Below are 17,837 nucleotides of genomic sequence, written 5' to 3' on the forward strand. Positions count from 1 at the left end.
CCCTGTTCATGACATGGAGGCAGGGCAGGTCAAGTCAGAAATCCCCGCAGTCGAGCGGGTTTACGCAGAGATAGCGGCAAAGTCTAGCTTGCCGTTTCCGCTCCGGAAACAGGAGCCGGGAAGATCCCCACATCGTCTCTGCCCTGATAGGCCTCCAGGCGCGTGCTCAGATCACCGACATGCAGTTCCAGCTTGTGATCATCGGGATCGAGGAAATACAGTGAGGCCCCTTCGGACCGGTTCTCTTTCCACAACGCACTGGCCGCTTTGATGCGCGCGGCCAAAGCGTCATAGCAGGACGCATCGCAATCCAGCGCAAGATGAGTGTCATCGGCGCGGCTATCCGGTGCGCCCAGTTCAAGACACAGCCAGAGCGTGCCCAGTTCCAGATAGGCCCCCGTCGCCCAACGGGCGCGGGGCCGCGCGCCCAGAATGTCGCGGTAGTAGGTGCAGGAGCGATCGAGATCGGTGCAAACCAGTGTCACATGATTGACGCCGCGAATGTCGGGCATCAATGGCCCATGTCTTCGATCCCCTGCTGCCAGGGTTTGACCAGATTGCCGAAGCGGGTGAACTGCGCTTCGAAGCTCAGCTCCACCGTGCCGATGGGGCCATGACGCTGCTTGCCCACGATCACCTCGGCCTTGCCATGCAGGTGTTCCATCGCGGTCTTCCACTCTTCCATCTTGTCGAGTTCATGATCGCCCGGTTTCTCGCGTTCCTTGTAGTACTCCTCACGGAACACAAACATCACCACGTCGGCATCCTGCTCGATCGAGCCGGATTCCCGCAGGTCGCTGAGCTGCGGGCGCTTGTCGTCGCGGTTTTCCACCTGACGGGACAGCTGGGACAGGGCGACCACCGGGATCTGCAATTCCTTGGCGATGGCCTTCATCCCCATCGAGATCTCGGCGATTTCGTTGACGCGGTTGTCGGCCATGCCCCGGCAGAGCTGCAGATAGTCGATCACCAGCAGGTCCAGACCATGGGTCCGCTTCAGCCGCCGGGCACGTGCCGCAAGCTGGGCAATGGGCAGGGCGGGTGTGTCGTCGATGAACAGAGGGCAGGCCTCAAGGTCTTTGGCCGCATTGACGAAGCGGCGGAATTCGGATTCCGTCATGTCGCCTTGGCGGATCTTGTGTGACGAGATTTCCGAGGCTTCCGCCAGAATCCGCCCCGCAAGCTGTTCGGCGCTCATCTCCAGCGAAAAGAACCCGACGACGCCGCCATCCACCGCGCCCTCGGTACCGTCAGGCTTTTGCCCGCGCTTATAGGCCTTGGCCACGTTGAAGGCCACGTTGGTCGCCAGCGAGGTTTTGCCCATCGAGGGGCGGCCCGCCAGAATGATCAGGTCCGAAGGGTGCAGGCCCCCCAACTGCTTGTCCAGGTCGGCCAGACCGGTCGAGAGGCCCGCCATGCCGCCGCCACGCTGATAGGCTTCATTGGTGACGTTCACGGCTTCGGTGACGGCCTTGAGGAAGGATTTGAACCCCTGTTCGGTCTGGCCCTGCTCGGATAGCTGATAGAGTTTCTGCTCGGCCTCGACGATCTGTTCCTTGGGTTCGCTGGCCACGTCGACTCGCGCCGCCTTGTCCGAAATCTCACGCCCCAGCCCGATCAATTCGCGACGGATCGCAAGGTCATAGATCATCTGGGCATAATCATGCACCGCAAAGGCGCTGATCGAGGCCCCGGCCAGATTGATCAGATAGGTGGCACCGCCCAGCTCTTTCAGGCCCTCGTCATCGGCCATGAAGGATTTCAGCGTAACAGGCGAGGCCAGCGCGTTCTTGGCGATGCGGGCTGAGGCGACCTCGAAGATGCGGGCATGGACCGGGTCATAGAAATGTTCCGGCCCGATAATGGCCGCCACCCGGTCATAGAGGTCGTTATTGGTCAGGATCGCGCCCAAAAGCTGCTGCTCGGCCTCGACCGAATGCGGCATGGTTTCCGCATTCTGGATCTGAATCTGCGCCTGATCGATACTGCTGATCTCGTTCATTTTGTTCTCACCGCCCTTGGATGTGATGTCATAGCGGTCGTGCTGCGGCGGAGGCAAATTGTATGTTTCTGGGGATAGTTTGTGAGTAGTCACCCGCCCCCAACATCATGCAGGGAAGGCGGGCGTTTCGTCAACATCTGGTATGATAGGCGGAGATTAGCCAATCAGCCCATGTGTGGATTTCTGCCTGACGTCAGGTTAGCTTTTGTGGGCCCGCTGCCAGTCGCGCGGGTCGTTCAGGAACGCTTCGACCCCGTCCAGCGTCTCGGTGTCGAAGGCGCCTTGTGCTTTGGCTTCGGCCAGCACGTCCCACCAGGTGCATAGGTGATGCAGCGCAACCCCGTGATCGCCCAGCGTCTTTTCGGTTTCCGGGAAGATGCCGTAGTAGAAGATCACCGCTGTATGCCCACAACTGGCGCCTGTCTCGCGGATCGCATCGACAAAGCTCAGCTTCGATCCGCCATCGGTTGTCAGGTCCTCAACCAGCAATACGCGCTCGCCCTCGTTCATCGCGCCTTCGATTCGGGCGTTGCGGCCGTAGCCTTTGGGTTTCTTCCTGACATAGGTCATCGGCAGTGCCATGCGCTCGGCTACCAGCGCGGCAAAAGGAATGCCGGCGGTTTCGCCGCCTGCGATATTGTCGAACGCCTCAAACCCCGCATTGCGCATTACCGTGACGGTCAGGAAATCCATCAGGGTCGAGCGGATGCGCGGGTAGGAGATCAGCTTGCGGCAGTCGATATAGGTCGGGCTGGGCAATCCGCTGGCCAATGTGAAAGGCTCGCGGGCGTTGAAATGCACCGCCTTGATTTCCAGCAACATGCGCGCGGTGAGGCGAGCGATCTCTTCGGCGGGCGGGTAGGAAGTGGGGATCATCATCGGGGTCCTCGAAAGCGTCGTTCAGGCGGTGACGTGCCAATGCACGGGGAAACCGGGGTCGAATACAGTGACCGGGCCGTCGCCGGTGTCGATCTTGTCGGGATAGGTGACCGCGTCGCCCTTGGTCAGTGTCAGACTGTCCTCGTTGACCGGCAGGCCGTAGAAGCCGGGGCCGTGTCGCGAGGCGAATCCCTCCAGCTTGTCCAATGCGCCGTCTTCCTCAAAGACATGGGCCAGCAGCGACATGGTGTTGGTGGCGGTGAAGCAGCCCGCGCAGCCGCAGGCGTTTTCCTTGAGCGGGTCAGTATGAGGCGCGCTGTCAGTGCCCAGAAAGAACCGGGCGTCCCCGCTGGTGGCAGCGGCGCGCAGGGCGAGGCGATGTTCCTCGCGCTTGGCGACGGGCAGGCAGTAGTAATGCGGCTTGATGCCACCCACCAGGATATGGTTGCGGTTGATGATCAGGTGATGGGTGGTGATCGTCGCGCCTAGATCGCTGTCATTGGCCTTTACATAGTCCACACCATTGGACGTCGTGATATGTTCCATCACCACGCGCAGACCCGGCGTGTCACGGCGGATCGGGTCGAGCACCCATTCGATGAACTGCGCCTCGCGGTCGAAAATGTCGATCTCAGGATCGGTGACCTCGCCATGCACGCAGAGCGGCAGGCCGATCTCGGCCATCCGTTCCAGCACGCCGCGCACCTTGTCGAAATCGCGCACGCCGCTGGCAGAGTTGGTGGTGGCTCCCGCCGGGTAGAGCTTGACCGCTTTGACCAGCCCGCTGGCATGGGCGGCGGCCACATCCTCGGGGTCGGTCTCCTCGGTCAGGTAGAGCGTCATCAGTGGCTCGAACGTCATGCCATCGGGCAGCGCGGCCACAATGCGGTCGCGATAGGCAGCGGCCTGCGTGCCGGTCACCACTGGTGGCACCAGGTTCGGCATGATGATGGCGCGGGCGAAATGGCGGGCGGTTTCGGGCAGGACGGCCTGCAACATCGCGCCGTCGCGCAGGTGCAGATGCCAGTCGTCGGGGCGGCGGATCGTAAGGCTTTGGCTCATGCGCCTCGGCTAGCACAGGAGCCCGGGACGGGAAAGCCCCTGTGGCGCTTGTTCAGGTGGACCCGTCCGGCGGCGGCCTGAAGGCTCCCTCCGCCGCAAGCTGTTGTAGCTGTTCCAGGCGGCGTTGCAACCGGCGAATGGGCAATCGGGCGATCGCATTGCGGCATAACAGCATCTCAAGATAGGGGCGTTCGTGATGTTCCAGATGGTTTCGGAGCATCAGAAGATAATGCGAGGACGCGCGGCGTGCGCGTAACATCCGGTAGAATTCCGCCTCTGTCAGCGTGTTTTCCGCTGCCATCGTGAGCAGGCGGGGCAGCAGCTTCATCTCGATCAGGCGGGCCTGCAATTCACTGCCCATATGACGCAGGCGCAACCGCGTCACATTGGGCCGCGCAAAGAGCGTGGCATGCATCGCATCCAGTCGCTGGCCGGGATCGTAGAGCACAAAGGCCTGATCGGCGGCGTCCAGCATGTCGGGTGCATAGCCGAACCGGTCATCAAAGGCGGTGCGGCGCATCTCGGTGAACCGGTTGTCCCATTCCGTCATCCGTGGGTCCAGCGTCGCTTGCGGTTGAAGCGCGATGACCGAGGCACCGGGGGCCGCGACCGAAAACGCTGCCGCCGCATAGCCGCACGGCCCCGCGCCATAGAAGACCACCTTGTCATACCCCTCGAATATTCCGTCATCGATCAACCGGTCGAAAAAGGCATAGACCTCGCTGTCACGAAACCAGGTGTTCCCGTTGGAGATGAGGCAGAGATGCGACCAGGATTTCTTGCGCACCATCTCAAAGCCCAAGGGTTGCTGGCTGTCCGAGAGGGTCCGAATACCCTGTATCGTCTCGAAGCTCACCAGCAGGGTCGGGCCACGGTTTATGAAGGTTGCAAAATGCCGCCTGCCGAACTCATGCACCTCACCTTCGGCCCGGACCTGATCCAGCAATCGCGCCTTCCATCTGCGGGGGCGCAGGTTGACCAGCGGCTGGTCAAGGGCGCTTTCGATGTCCTTCATATGCCGATCCTCAGAGATCCGGTCGCTTGGCGGACCGGTTGGGTAGCCTCATAGCTAAAAGGCGAATGCGGCCAAATATGGGTCGGACTCAGGTCTCTTTCTGGCTGGTTCCAGCGCCGGCACGCTTTGATTTCATGATCCCGATACTGGCGAAAGAGGCCAGCGTCTCGGCCGAGGTGGCAGACACCGGGCGCGAGGGGGGCGTCATCAGCAGGCGCGAGAACAGCGCGCGATAGGGATCGAGCTCCATCAATTCGCGGAACCGCTCATGGCGCCAGGTCACGGCGTTTTCATGCAGTTGGGCAAGCTCGGCATCCTCCATCATCTCAGCGCGCAGCGGATCGGCACGGTCGCTGAGGCGCGAGATGCTGTCATCGGTATCGGTGTTGAGGTTCCGCTCCACCCAGTAATCCATACCCAGCATGTCATCGGAATGCACCGCGCGACCGCGATCGGCCTTGAGCACATAGCTTTCCATCGCGCCCAGCGGATAATGGTTCAGCTGCACCAGCCCGTAATTGTCGCGCCCGTAATCGGAAAAGACGCGCTTTTTCTGCTGTCGCAGGTCGATTTCGCGGCCTGATCCGTCGAACCATCGGGCTTTTGCTTCTTTCTCGGGATGTGGTGAGCGGGGCCGGTGCACGCCCAGTTTCCGGTAGGCGCCATTGTTGCGGTAGAGCGTTTTGAACATCGCTGCGCGCCAGGGCCAATGCATGATCACCGGGGCGCAACGGGTGAAGAGGCGGGGCACCGGGGCGTCGGTGTAGCGTGTGACCTCGCCATTGCCGAAGAGCCGCCAGGTCAGCGTGATGGCCGTGGCCTTGGGCAGGGCGGCGGTCAGATCCTGAACGGTGCCGCCTCCGGCATGGATATTGACGAACTCATCCACATCCAGCGGCAGGATCCAGTCGGCTTTTCTGACCAAACGATGCTTTGACGCCGCCTTGAGCGCGGTGAACTGGATGCCGCCCTTATCATAGGGGCCGTCATTGCGCAGGTGGGTCAGGTGGCCCATCTCCTCCAGCCGGTCGAGGATGGCGTCGGTGCCGTCCTGACAATCGTTGGAAAACACGAGGAAATCGGTGAACCCGGCAGCCCTGTGATGGGCCAGCCAGTCCAGCAGAAAGGCACCTTCGTTGCGAACCGTCAGCACGGCCAGATATCGCATGCAACCTCCCCGATCCCGTGACCGGGATGCTTTGCATGTTGCCCGCGCAAGTCATGGCATCTTGCCCTCAACCCGTCAATCGCCCGGACCGGGACAGCTGTGATGCGACTAAGGTCGCACGGCTCTTTGCTTGACGCCAGCGCCGTGCCATGACCTGCTGCACCGGCAAAGAGGGAGGTACCATGCAGCGACCAGACAGCATCGACGCGGTTCAATCCGCGCTGACCGGGCAGGGCTATGTCTGCGGCCGCGCGCTGGCGACGGTTGTGTTCCTCGCGCTCAAATTAGGGCGTCCGCTGTTTCTTGAAGGCGAGGCGGGGGTCGGCAAGACCGAGATCGCCAAGGCGCTGTCGGCCGCTTTGGGTCGCCGCCTGATCCGGCTGCAATGTTACGAGGGGCTTGATGCCTCAAGCGCCGTCTATGAATGGAATTTCCCGGCTCAGATGGTTGCCATCCGTACCGCCGAGGCAGCGGGTGGTGCGGACCGAACTGCACTGCAATCCGAGCTTTTCAGCGACGATTATCTGATCGAACGCCCTCTGCTGCAGGCCATGCGCCCCGACGAAAACGGCGCGCCGGTGCTGCTGATCGACGAGTTGGACCGTACCGATGAACCGTTCGAGGCTTTCCTGCTGGAGGCGCTGAGCGATTTTCAGGTGACGATCCCCGAGCTTGGCACGATCAAGGCCGCCGAGCCGCCCATCGTTATCCTCACCTCGAACCGCACGCGCGAGGTGCATGACGCGCTGAAACGCCGCTGCCTTTATCACTGGGTCGACTACCCCGATTTCACCCGCGAGGTTGAAATCCTGCACGCCCGCGCCCCCGAGGTCGCCGAAGCGCTCAGCCGCGAGGTTGTGGCCTTTGTCCAGCAATTGCGCACCGAGGATCTGTTCAAGAAGCCCGGCGTGGCCGAGACCATCGACTGGGCCAAATGCCTGCTGGCGCTGGACGTCATCGACCTCAGCCCCGAGGTGATCGCCGATACGCTGGGCGCGGTGCTGAAATACCAGGACGACATCCAGCGCCTCGAAGGCTCCGAGGCCAAGCGCCTGCTGGATCAGGCCAAGGCATCGCTGGAGCCTGCATGACAAATGAACTACTCGGGAAGCCCACTTCTAAGTAGATCAACAGCGGCTTCGGGGCGGGGCCTTTTTGTGTTGTCTACGGCGACCATTTTGACTGTTTGGCTAAAGATTGACCTTAGCTCACTCACCATCTTAGGCGTCTCGCTTAGCGAGCCGCAAACAGATGCGTCACTGATTTGCGTTTTGATGCTTCTCTGGGTCACCCTCGCGGTGCATTGGGTCGGTGACCTAGTGTCATTGGGGCAATGGAACTCCTCAATGTCATCCAAGCTTGCGCAGGCCGTTTATGACGGCGGCGGAAAAATGAAGGGCCGCATTGAGTATATTATCGAAGCCTTTGAGAGGGCTTTTGATGAAGAAGACCAGCTTCACAAGTCTGTCGATATTGACTACGTGAATAGGAAACTACGCGAGATTGACGATAGTATGTGGTGGCACGAAAAAACCGCGGTCTTCTTTGTCGTGGTTTGGAGCTTTATCATACCAACGCTGCTTGTATTCATTGCAATTCTTGCGGTCATGTATGGCTGAACAACTCCCGCTCGCCACGCCAGACAACCCGAAACTGGCTCAGAATATCATCCATTTCGCCCGCGCGCTGCGTAAGGCCGGGCTGCCGATCGGGACGGGGCGGGTGGTCGACGCGATCCAGGCGGTTGCGGCGGCGGGGTTCACCGCGCGGCGTGATTTCTACTGGACGCTGCATGCCTGTTTCGTGAACCGCCCCGAACACCGCGCGGTCTTTGCGCAGGTGTTCCGGCTGTACTGGCGCGACCCGCGTTATCTGGAACATATGATGGCGATGATGCTGCCCGCCATTCGCGGCGTGCAGGAGGATCGCACCGCGCAGGCCGCCGAAAAACGCGCCGCCGAGGCGCTGCTGGACGGAGCACAGCGCGACCTGCCCGAGATGGAAGACCAGGAAGAGGGCACCGAGATCGAGGTCGACGCCTCGATGACCATGTCCTCGGAGGAGCGGCTGCGGAGTCTGGATTTCGAACAGATGAGCACCGAGGAAGTGGCCCGCGCCAAGCGGATGCTGGCGCGACTGGAACTGCCGGTGAAACCGATCCCGTCACGGCGCGGACAGGCCAGCCATCTGGGCCACCGCCTCGACCGGGCCCGCACCTTGCGGCAGGCGATGCGGCAGGGGGGCGAGTTGCGCGATATCGCGAAACTGCAACCTCGCCCGCGATGGCCCAATCTGGTCGTGCTGTGCGATATTTCGGGCTCGATGAGCCAGTACAGCCGCATCATCCTGCATTTCCTGCATGCGGTCGCCAATGCCAAGGGCGCGGGTTGGGCCAAGGTACATGCCTTCACGTTCGGCACGCGGCTCACCAACATCACCCGGCACCTGCATCAGCGCGATGTGGATGCCGCCCTTGCTGCTGCGGGGGGCGAAGCGCAGGATTGGGAGGGCGGCACGCGGATCGGCCACTGCCTGCATCAGTTCAACCGTGACTGGTCGCGCCGAGTGATGGGGCAGGGCGCGGTGGTGCTGCTGATCACTGACGGGCTGGACCGGGACGACCCCGATCAACTGGCCAAGGAGATGGAGCGTCTGCACCTCTCGGCCCGCCGCTTGATCTGGCTGAACCCGCTGCTGCGCTGGCAGGGCTTCGCGCCCAAGGCGCGCGGCATCGCGGCGATGCTGCCCCATGTGGACAGCTTTCGTGCGGGCCATTCGATCGCCTCGCTTGAAGATCTGGCCGAGGTGATCTCGCGTCCCGATGATGTCGGAGAAAAGGCGCGGCTGCTGGTTGCCGCGCGGGGGTAGGGCGGCCAGCAGCCGCCCCGGTCAGCATATCACTGGATCTGTTTCTGGTTACACTCGCGCGCCATCTCCAGCGCCTTGTAGGTGCCGGCCAGATTGACCTCGAATGCGTATTCCTTCTCGGGGAACACGGTCATCGTGTATTGCTTGGCGATGTCCTCGAAAAAGGCGGGGTCGTCGGACAGGACGTAGCCGCCTGAATAGCCCTTGGTGATGTTGCCCCGCATGCCTGTGGCGTCGCCCAAAAAGAGGTCATCCCCGATCAGGACCGCCACGGCCTGGGTTTCGTCCTTCTTGATATCGGTCTTGGCTTTGGTGAAGACCCCGACATAGCCAACACCGCGATCGGTGGTCAGACCCATCTGCACGACGTTTTCAGACTCGTCCACGGCTTCGACGAAACAGGATTGCTTGGTCGCGTCCACATAGACATTCCAGCCTTCGGTGGTGCCATAGGCCTCGAACTCATCGGCCTGCGCCGCGCCGGCCATCAGGGCAAGCGCCCCCGCGAAACCCAGTTTTGCATATGTCATGATCTATCCTTTGTCTCAGTGAAAAACAGGAGGGCTTACGGGCCGCCGATGACACCTCGCCGACCCGTTGTGCGTTGGCGGCAGGTTAGGCCGCACCTGCTGCGTCTGCAAGTCAAGGTTGAGTATTTTCGGACGGTTTGCGCGGAGGTGAAAAATCCTCGCTCCCAGTGCTGAAACACAGCAGACACCGCCTCGGGTCTGGGCCATACTCGCCGTTGGGAGGTGCCGCATGCAACGTTTTGATAACAGCCCGGAAACCGCGCTTGACTGGTATCGCGAGGGCGGCAGCGCCGCACTGGCGACGGTGGTTGAAACCTGGGGCAGCGCGCCGCGCCGGGTGGGGGCGCAACTGGTGATCGGCGGCGATGGCCGGATCGAAGGCTCGGTCTCGGGCGGCTGCGTCGAGGGTGCGGTGATTGTCGAGGCGCTGGAGGCTATCGAAGAGGGCGCGTCGCGGGTGCTGGAATTTGGTGTCAGCGACGAGGATGCCTTTGCCGTGGGTCTTGCCTGTGGCGGCACCATCCGCATTCTGGTGGAACCGATCGGCGCGGTGCTGTCCGAGGTGATGCTGGCCGAGCTGGTTGCCCTGCGCGCCGCGCGCATCCCCGTTGCCTATGAGGTCAATATCGACACGGGCCGTCGCGCGCTTCGGCGCACGCGCCATGCGGATCGGATGCGTCTGGATCGCTCGGGGTTCGAAGAGGATGGCAAGACCTTTGTCGCCGTGCACAATCCGCCGCTGCGGTTGGTGGTGTTGGGGGCGGTGCATATCGCTCAGGCGCTGGTGCCGATGGCGCGGATCGCCGGTTATGACCCGGTGATCATCGATCCGCGCGAGGCGTTTGCCTCGTCGGAACGGTTCCCGGGCGAGAGGATCCTGACCGACTGGCCGGATGAGGCGGTGGCCGAGATCGGCCTTGATACGCGCACGGCACTTGTGTTGCTGACCCATGATCCAAAGCTGGACGATCCGGCACTGCAGGCGGCTCTGGGGGCCAATATCTTCTATATCGGCGCGCTGGGCTCGACCCGCACCCACGCCAAACGCGTCGCGCGAATGCAGGAGGCGGGGTTCTCCGAAGAGCAGATCGCGCGCATTCACGGGCCTATCGGGCTTGATATCGGCGCGGCTGGCCCGTCCGAGATTGCGGTGGCCATATTGGCGGAAATGACGGCTGTGCTGCGGGGCAAGGCATGAGGTTCGGCCCGGTTCCCGTTTCTGACGCAGAGGGTGCCGTTCTCGCGCATTCGGTCAGTGCCGGTGGGCGAAAGCTGCGCAAGGGGATCGTGCTGGGCGCGCAGGACTTGTCTCTGCTGGCCGAGAATGGCGTAGCGGAGGTCACCGTGGCTCGGCTGGAGCCGGGCGATGTGCATGAGGATACCGCAGCGAGGGTTCTGGCCGACGCGCTGGTTCCTGATCCTGCCGCCGCCAATGTCACGTTGAGCAAGCCCTTTACGGGGCGGGTGAACATTCTGGCCGCATCGCCTGGCATCGTCGATCTGGATGTGGCGGCTCTCGAGCGGTTCAATCAGGTCCATCCGATGATCACCGTGGCTACGGTACCGCCTTATCAGCAGATGACGCCGCGCGGCATGGTGGCGACGATCAAGGTGATCTCTTATGCCGTGCCCGAGATCGATGTGACCCGCGCGGCAGAGGCTGCGCGCAACGCGATCCGGCTGCTTGCGCCGGTACACGGCTCGGCCGGGTTGATCGTGAGCGATATTCCCGGCGGGCCGTCCAATGACAAGGGCATCGCCGCCATTCGCGGTCGGGTCGAGGCGCTGGGCATGGACCTGAGCGACATCCGCACGGTGCCCCATCGCGAAGAGGCGCTGAGCGCAGCCCTGCAGGATGTGGGCGGCGACATGGTGATGATCCTGACCGGCTCGGCCACCTCGGACCCGCAGGATGTGGCCCCGGCAGCGCTGCGTCATGCGGGCGGCAGGGTGGATCGGTTCGGGATGCCGGTCGATCCCGGTAACCTGCTGTTTCTGGGCCAGCTTGGCCCGCGCCCGGTGATCGGCCTGCCGGGTTGTGCCCGCTCTCCGGCGCTCAACGGTGCTGACTGGGTTTTGTCGCGGGTGGCCTGTGGGGTCACCACCACCGGTGCGGATATCGCCGCAATGGGGGTTGGCGGGCTGCTCAAGGAAATTCCCACGCGACCGCAGCCGCGCGCAGGGAAGAAACGTAGCTGAGAGGTCAGGCAGGTGCGCAGTCACCACGCTGCCCGGCGCATCCCGACCCGTTCAAGCCATAGAGCATAGGGCTCAAGGACGGTGCCAGATCATTGACTTCGATTCGCTCTGGCGGATCGACCACATAGCGATGAGGGTCAGCCTTGTCGGACTTCACAAAGGGATAGGCCACAAGAATAAGAATGGTAAGGAGTATAGCGCGCATGTCTGCCCCGGGGTTCAATGTCTTCGGGGATAGAACGCGTCACTGCGCGCTTTCCGTCGCGCCAAATGTCGTTTTTTCAGATCGCGGTATAGAGGCCCAGCCCGCCGACAAGGATCAGGCTCAGCGCCCAGAGGATTTCCAGGTCGAACCAGCCTTTCGACAGGAACCGCAAGCCCAGCCAACGGTAGACGGCAAAGGCGATCGTGCCTCCGGCCAGCAGCATAGCGCCGGTGTGCAGCAGGGCCACGCCTAGCGTCAGCCCGGCATTGCGCGCCATCAGTTCCGAGGCGGCCAGATGCCCGGTATCCAACTCGTCGATCTTGCACAGGCCCAGATAGATCGGCACCAGCATCAGCGCGGCCCCATGGGCCAGCGCCACCAGAAACGACCACAGCGCCAGCCGCGAGGGCGGCACCCGCGCCAGAAAGCGTGGATGCTTGCGGGTGACCAGAATCCAGCAGCCCCAGAGCACGACGATGCCACCGGTTGCCAGACGCAATTCGCGTTCATAAGACACCAGCGCAGTCATCGCCGAGAGCGGCAGCAAAATCGCCAGCATTGCCAGGAAATGCCCCAACGCCAGCGCGCCAAGCGCGGTGAACAGCGCGCCCTGGCGGCGTTCCATCAGCGACGAGGACACTGCCAGCGGCCATCCCATGCCGGGATTGGCGCCGTGATAAAGACCGCTCAGAACCACCGCCAGCCAGAGCGCGGCGGTGGTCATGTCAGGGCTCAACGATCAGGCCGAGGGATAGCAGAAACTGTCGGTCGAACAGTCGCCACCCTCCAGCCGGATCTGATGCGAGCGATAGCCGTCCGGGAAATCGACCCAGAAGCTTTCATCCAGCGTCAGGCCGCCATTCTCGCCAACATTCGCCATCACCATCGCCGCGCCCTCGTCATCGGGATAGAACTGATCATCCCAGGTCGAATAGAGCGAATTGGTCCAGTAGACGCGTTTGCCGTCGCGGCTGATCTCGACCATCTGCGGGCCATAGCCAAAGTCTTTCCCATTGGGATGTTTGGTCTTTTTGACGATGCCGCCAATCTCGACCTTGCCGGCCAGCACCGGGTTCATCGGGTCCGAGACATCGTATTGATGCATCTCGCCCAGCCCCCAGCAGGCGACATAGAGATATTTGTCGTCCAGGCTCAGGTCGATATCGGTGACCAGCGGCGGCACGGCCGAGAAGCCTTTGAGCAATTCGGGCAGGTCATCGGGATCGGCCGGCACCGGATCGATGGTGATGGTCTTCTTGGCCTCGAACGTGCCATCCGCGTTGCGCCACCAGGTAAAAATCGCGCCTTGCAGGTTGGTGGTGTCGACCACCACACCACAAAAGCCGTACTCCTTGGACGGGTCATGGGCTGGGCGGATTTCCAACGCCATCTGGTGGTTTGCGCCCAGATCGATCGTCTGGATGTTCTTGCGCCCGCGCAGGTCCCAGAAATGGATCGAATGGCCGTATTTGTTAGACAGCAGGTCCTCGGCCACGATACCGTTTTCAAACTGCGGCGGCAGGCCCCATTCTGAACTGACCATGTAGTCGCGCGGCAGGTTCCACCAGAAATCATAGTGCTTGTCCTGCACGCCGCGATCCATCTCGTAACGGCCCAGAATCTCGAAGCTTTCGCAATCCATGATGAAGATACCCGGCGGTCCGTCAGTGCCGTCTTCGCCGCCGCCGCCCAGGGTCGAGACATAGATGCCTTCGGGCCCGCAATGGATCGTGTGGGGGCGGGAATAGCCGGTCTTGGCGAACACCTCTTCGGGTTCGATGATCTTGTGGATCTTGGCCTTGAGCGGTTCTTTCACGTCGATCACATAGATCCGGGACGAGCGGATACCCGGAATGATGAGATAGCGGCGCTCCAGAAAGGCGTGACCCGACAGCGGCGACAGTGCCGAGGAACAGGCGTTCCAGCCGAAATGATGAAACTCATCGCCGGTATTGGGCATGATGACCGAATGCACGATCTTGCCATACGTTGACGAGGTGGGGTCCACGTCAACCACCGCCAGACCGTCAGGTTGCGACCCGTCCGGACTGAGCATGAGCGTAAAGGCCAGTGTTTCTGCCGGGGCCTCCATCGCCAGCCGGGGGGATGGATGAAAGGTAGGGTCCGGTCGTAAATTCATGAATTCTCTCCCTAAGTTCAAATTCGCATGCTTTGCGCCAAACTGGCCCAGGTGCTGCGTACCCGTCCTCCAACCTGGATATGGTCGGTGCCGGGCTTTGTTCAGGTCAAGGAGAATTTCGTGGGGTGCGACTTTGGTCTGTGGTCGGAGCGCGCGTCTTCACAACGAAAAACGCCCCGCGCGTAAGGCAGGGCGTTTCGAATAAATCGTATGACAGGTGGGTTACTTTTGCGGCAGAGGCCCGATCAGCATGATCATCTGACGGCCTTCCATCTTGGGAAAATTCTCGACCTTGCCGATTTCCTTGGTGTCCTCGGCCACCCGTTCCAGCAACTCGCGGCCCAAGTTCTGGTGCGCCATCTCGCGGCCACGGAAACGCAGGGTGACCTTCACCTTGTCGCCGTTTTCCAGAAACTTGAACACGTTGCGCATCTTGACTTCATAGTCATGCGTGTCCGTGTTCGGGCGGAATTTGACTTCTTTGATCTCGATGATCTTCTGCTTCTTGCGCGCTTCGCTTTCGCGCTTTTGCTGCTCATATTTGAACTTGCCGAAATCCATGATCTTGCAGACCGGCGGGTTCGCATTGGGAGAGATCTCAACCAGATCCAGACCGGCATCAACCGCCATGTCGATGGCGCGTGCAGGCGTCACGACACCAACGTTCTCACCATCTGCGCCGATCAGGCGAATTTCGTTGGCACGGATCTTTTCGTTGACGCGCGGGCCAGTGTCTCGTTGCGGCGGCGCGTTGTGAGGTCTGCGAGCTATGGGTTCAATCCTTTGATGGTTGCAGCTGAAAGTGCCGGGAAAATAGCGCTCTGTCACCAGTGATTCAAGCGGTTAGCGCCATATGCCGGTGTGCTGCGTACATTTCAAGAGGCGATTACCTGCCGACGCAGCCCGGTCTGGCGCGATGGTGTGGTATCATGCGGTTTTCCCCCTTGTGTCCGCTTGGGAATCCAACCACTTGATTGCCAGGCGCCAATGCAAAGGGCGTTGTGCAGAAAACAGGAAAAACAGTAATGAAACCAATTGTTGTCTTGATCATTCTCGCAGGGCTCGCAGCGGGTGGCTATTTCTATTTCAACGCACAGTCCGAGGGTGCAGGCGAAGAGGCCGCCACGCCGGAGGCTGCCGCTGAAACCGCCACGGAGGAGGCCGAAACCGCCGCTGAAACCGCTGAAGAATCGGTTGAAGAGGCCGTCGAAAACGCCGGCGAGGCCGTGGAAGAGGCGGCGGAAGACGTTAAGGAAGCGGTTGATGACGCGGTTGATACTGCCACCGAGGCTGCGAGCGATGCCGTAGATGCAACCACAGATGCCGCAAGCGATACCGCCGATGCCGCAACTGACGCGGCAAGCGATGCTGTCGACGCGGCAAGCGACACCGCCAGCGATGCTGCGGATGCGGTTTCGGATGCAGCCTCTGACGCTGCAACAACCGCGGGCGAGACCGTGAGCGATGTGACCGACGCTGCCACTGATGCTGCAAGCGATGCGGCAGATGCGGCAAGTGACGCGGCAGATGCGGTCAACGATTCGGTCTCGGATGCGCTTGGCACGGGAAGTGACGCCGCCACTGGCACGACCGACGACACGACCACATCGGGCAACTGATACCCGGAAAGCAAAAAGGGGCCGCGTTCTGAACAGGTACGCGGCCCTTCTTTTTTGGTTGGGCGCTTAGGCTAAAAGAGCCTTCTCGATACCACCGCTCAGCACCTAGCCCAGAAACACAAAATTCGCTTCTTGGGCGATATCGTCGACGCTCACGCCATCGATCTGCACGCTCAATGCAAGCGGGTGGTCAAGATCGGCAATCTCGACCGTCACACCGCCGCCATTGGAGGTGAAACTCAGGTCATCAAAGGCAAGGCCTTCTCCTTCCACCACAATCCTGTCCAGTCCAAGTTCGAAATCAACGATCTGATCTTTCCCGTGTTTCGCCTTGAAAACAAAAAAGTCAGAGCCGCTGCCACCATTCAGAGTGTCGTTGCCCAGGCCGCCTCGTATCGAGTCGTTGTCCGCGCCGCCAAACAGCACATCCGCGCCCGACCCGCCGAAGATCACATCGTTTCCGTCCCCTCCAAACACCCTGTCTTTGCCGGAGCCGCCACCCAGATAATCGCCGCCCGTACCGCCGCCCAAAGCGTCCTCTCCGTCGCCTCCATAGGCGGTATCAGCGCCATCACCGCCCATGAGCCTGTCATTTCCATGATTACCCTGAAGCCGGTCCGCTCCCTCATCGCCGCTTTGCCAGTCAGCACCATTTCCGCCCAGCAACACATCGTCGCCTTGCCCGCCAAGCAGACTGTCATTCTGGTTGCCACCGGACAGAAAATCATTGCCCGCTCCGCCATCCAGCGCGTCGTTGCCGTTGCCGCCATCCAGGCTGTCGGCCCCGTCTTCGCCGGACAAACTATCGTTGCCTGCTTGACCAAAAAGCTGATCTTGCCCCGCGCGACCGAACAGAGTGTCTTCGCCCCCCGCGCCAAACAGAGCGTCGCGAAAATCCCCACCGTAGACTTCGTTTGCGTCGTTGTTGCCCCGGAACGTCAACCGATCCACGCCGAGGAGTTGAATTCTGGGCCCAGACCAAGCCGCTCCAAACATCTCTGGCAATTCATCGTAGCCATCGTGCACATCGAAATAGACCGCGCCCGAGAAAGCAGATATGTCGATAATTGCATGGTCCCTGCCAAACCCGGCTACCCAATAATAATTCCAGTCGGCATCGTGCAGCCCAAGTTCAAGCGTCACATTTCCTGCTTCGGTCTCAAGATAGAGATACTCGAAATCATCCAGGATCAACCCGTTGGACACCGTAGATCTGCCGCCGGGATTAAATTTGATCAGATGGTCCTCCTCGCCCTCCAGAACGAGCAACAACAGGTCGTTTCCGCTGCCCCCATCGGCATATTCTTTGGACGGGTCTTCGAAGGCTTCATGATGCAGAGAGACAGTGTCATTCCCGGATCCTGCCAATAGCCATTCCTGACCAATCCATCCGCCGGCAAGAACATCGTCGCCCGCGCCACCGATCAGCGTGTCGTTCCCAAAATCCCCGAACAGGGAGTCATTGCCTCCGTTGCCAAAGATGACGTCATCACCGAAACCTGCCCAGATCTCATCATTGCCCCCATTGCCAACGATGGTGTCATCTCCGTCAATTCCCCAAATCTCATCATCGCCCTGGGCGCCTATGATGTGAAGCGCCTCTACGTCGGTTGCTTCCGGGCTGTCCGCATACCATGTCAGTTCCAGAGCAACGGATCCAAGGCTTTTGATCAACCCCTCTTCCTGAGTCCAATTCAGGTAAATATTGTTTGACCCGGAATTGGAGAGGTCGAGCACGATCACATCGTCGCCCGAGCCGCCCAGGATACGGATTGGATCGTTGATCACAGCATCGGGCGGTATTTCAACGTCTTGTGACGTCGGTATCGGTGAGGGAAACCCCGGCGGAGCAATGAGGCTCACCTCGAACCGATCATCTCCCTCACCACCCTCAAGGGTGTCACGACCGGTACCCGACTGTATCGTGTCGTTTCCAGCGCCACCCCGGATCAGATCATCGCCGGCTGATCCCAGGATGCTGTCATTCCCACCCAGACCGAGAATTGTGTCATTGCCGTTGGTTCCGGCAAGTGTTTCGCCCAATGTCGTCCCGGTTACCAATGCCACCTTGAAACCCTCTGATGCTAAACCGCGTCTGTTTCGCTAGAAACAGAGGAAATCAGGCAAATTTATGACTCCTTAGGGTTGAA

Annotated in this window: 18 protein-coding genes; 6 read left to right on the plus strand and 12 right to left on the minus strand. The window is 61.0% G+C overall.

The features are described 5' to 3' along the window. Positions 1 to 83: 83 nt before the first annotated feature. The 6 genes from AB1E34_RS11420 to AB1E34_RS11445 form a co-directional block, all read right to left on the minus strand. Positions 84 to 512, minus strand: coding sequence for a VOC family protein (locus AB1E34_RS11420; protein WP_372572474.1), 429 nt, complete (start codon positions 510 to 512; stop codon positions 84 to 86). Next, positions 512 to 2,002, minus strand: a complete 1,491-nt coding sequence (locus AB1E34_RS11425) for a replicative DNA helicase (RefSeq protein WP_372572475.1) — start codon at positions 2,000 to 2,002, stop codon at positions 512 to 514. Before AB1E34_RS11425 ends, AB1E34_RS11420 begins: the two co-directional genes overlap by 1 nt. Positions 2,003 to 2,200: 198 nt before the next feature. Next, positions 2,201 to 2,878 (minus strand): orotate phosphoribosyltransferase, encoded by a 678-nt coding sequence (locus AB1E34_RS11430; RefSeq protein WP_372572476.1) that lies wholly within the window; start codon positions 2,876 to 2,878, stop codon positions 2,201 to 2,203. 24 nt (positions 2,879 to 2,902) lie between these two features. Beyond that, positions 2,903 to 3,943, minus strand: coding sequence for a dihydroorotase (pyrC, locus tag AB1E34_RS11435; protein WP_372572477.1), 1,041 nt, complete (start codon positions 3,941 to 3,943; stop codon positions 2,903 to 2,905). Between the two features lie 52 nt (positions 3,944 to 3,995). Beyond that, positions 3,996 to 4,958 carry a phosphoadenosine phosphosulfate reductase gene (locus AB1E34_RS11440; protein WP_372572478.1) on the minus strand — a complete coding sequence of 321 codons (963 nt, stop codon included), beginning with the start codon at positions 4,956 to 4,958 and terminating at the stop codon, positions 3,996 to 3,998. Between the two features lie 88 nt (positions 4,959 to 5,046). Next, positions 5,047 to 6,126 (minus strand): glycosyltransferase family 2 protein, encoded by a 1,080-nt coding sequence (locus AB1E34_RS11445; RefSeq protein WP_372572479.1) that lies wholly within the window; start codon positions 6,124 to 6,126, stop codon positions 5,047 to 5,049. A gap of 182 nt (positions 6,127 to 6,308) precedes the next feature. On the opposite strand from AB1E34_RS11445, the gene AB1E34_RS11450 reads away from it, so the two are divergent. From AB1E34_RS11450 to AB1E34_RS11460, 3 genes are all read left to right on the plus strand, one after another. Further along, the gene (locus AB1E34_RS11450; RefSeq protein WP_372572480.1) at positions 6,309 to 7,217 is read left to right on the plus strand and encodes an AAA family ATPase; all 909 of its coding nucleotides are present in this window, start codon (positions 6,309 to 6,311) and stop codon (positions 7,215 to 7,217) included. 255 nt (positions 7,218 to 7,472) lie between these two features. Then, positions 7,473 to 7,745: a hypothetical protein gene (locus tag AB1E34_RS11455; RefSeq protein ID WP_372572481.1), complete on the plus strand. Its 273-nt coding sequence runs from the start codon at positions 7,473 to 7,475 to the stop codon at positions 7,743 to 7,745. After that, positions 7,738 to 8,994 carry a vWA domain-containing protein gene (locus AB1E34_RS11460; RefSeq protein WP_372572482.1) on the plus strand — a complete coding sequence of 419 codons (1,257 nt, stop codon included), beginning with the start codon at positions 7,738 to 7,740 and terminating at the stop codon, positions 8,992 to 8,994. Before AB1E34_RS11455 ends, AB1E34_RS11460 begins: the two co-directional genes overlap by 8 nt. A 29-nt stretch (positions 8,995 to 9,023) precedes the next feature. Here the strand turns inward: AB1E34_RS11460 and AB1E34_RS11465 are convergent, their stop codons facing one another. Further along, positions 9,024 to 9,524: a hypothetical protein gene (locus tag AB1E34_RS11465; protein WP_372572483.1), complete on the minus strand. Its 501-nt coding sequence runs from the start codon at positions 9,522 to 9,524 to the stop codon at positions 9,024 to 9,026. Positions 9,525 to 9,753: 229 nt separating this feature from the next. Between AB1E34_RS11465 and AB1E34_RS11470 the strand changes: the two genes are divergently transcribed. Together AB1E34_RS11470 and AB1E34_RS11475 are read left to right on the plus strand one after the other, a co-directional pair. Beyond that, positions 9,754 to 10,722: an XdhC family protein gene (locus AB1E34_RS11470; protein WP_372572484.1), complete on the plus strand. Its 969-nt coding sequence runs from the start codon at positions 9,754 to 9,756 to the stop codon at positions 10,720 to 10,722. Beyond that, positions 10,719 to 11,723, plus strand: a complete 1,005-nt coding sequence (locus AB1E34_RS11475; protein ID WP_372572485.1) for a molybdopterin-binding protein — start codon at positions 10,719 to 10,721, stop codon at positions 11,721 to 11,723. Before AB1E34_RS11470 ends, AB1E34_RS11475 begins: the two co-directional genes overlap by 4 nt. A gap of 4 nt (positions 11,724 to 11,727) precedes the next feature. Here AB1E34_RS11475 and AB1E34_RS11480 read toward each other — a convergent pair whose 3' ends face one another. From AB1E34_RS11480 to infC, 4 genes are all read right to left on the minus strand, one after another. Further along, positions 11,728 to 11,928, minus strand: coding sequence for a hypothetical protein (locus AB1E34_RS11480; protein ID WP_372572486.1), 201 nt, complete (start codon positions 11,926 to 11,928; stop codon positions 11,728 to 11,730). A 76-nt stretch (positions 11,929 to 12,004) separates the two neighbouring features. Further along, on the minus strand, positions 12,005 to 12,652 hold the full coding sequence (locus tag AB1E34_RS11485) for a hypothetical protein (protein ID WP_372572487.1): 648 nt from the start codon (positions 12,650 to 12,652) through the stop codon (positions 12,005 to 12,007). A gap of 15 nt (positions 12,653 to 12,667) precedes the next feature. Then, positions 12,668 to 14,068 carry a selenium-binding protein SBP56-related protein gene (locus AB1E34_RS11490; protein WP_372572488.1) on the minus strand — a complete coding sequence of 467 codons (1,401 nt, stop codon included), beginning with the start codon at positions 14,066 to 14,068 and terminating at the stop codon, positions 12,668 to 12,670. 222 nt (positions 14,069 to 14,290) lie between these two features. Then, entirely contained in the window at positions 14,291 to 14,896 is a 606-nt protein-coding gene (gene infC, locus AB1E34_RS11495; protein ID WP_445758213.1) for a translation initiation factor IF-3, read from the minus strand. A 197-nt stretch (positions 14,897 to 15,093) separates the two neighbouring features. Between infC and AB1E34_RS11500 the strand changes: the two genes are divergently transcribed. Next, on the plus strand, positions 15,094 to 15,687 hold the full coding sequence (locus AB1E34_RS11500) for a hypothetical protein (protein WP_372572489.1): 594 nt from the start codon (positions 15,094 to 15,096) through the stop codon (positions 15,685 to 15,687). A 105-nt stretch (positions 15,688 to 15,792) separates the two neighbouring features. On the opposite strand, the gene AB1E34_RS11505 is transcribed toward AB1E34_RS11500, so the two are convergent. After that, positions 15,793 to 17,754: a calcium-binding protein gene (locus tag AB1E34_RS11505; protein ID WP_372572490.1), complete on the minus strand. Its 1,962-nt coding sequence runs from the start codon at positions 17,752 to 17,754 to the stop codon at positions 15,793 to 15,795. Between the last annotated feature and the right edge of the window lie 83 nt (positions 17,755 to 17,837).

This window comes from Ruegeria jejuensis (assembly GCF_041537905.1).
Taxonomy (GTDB): domain Bacteria; phylum Pseudomonadota; class Alphaproteobacteria; order Rhodobacterales; family Rhodobacteraceae; genus Ruegeria_C.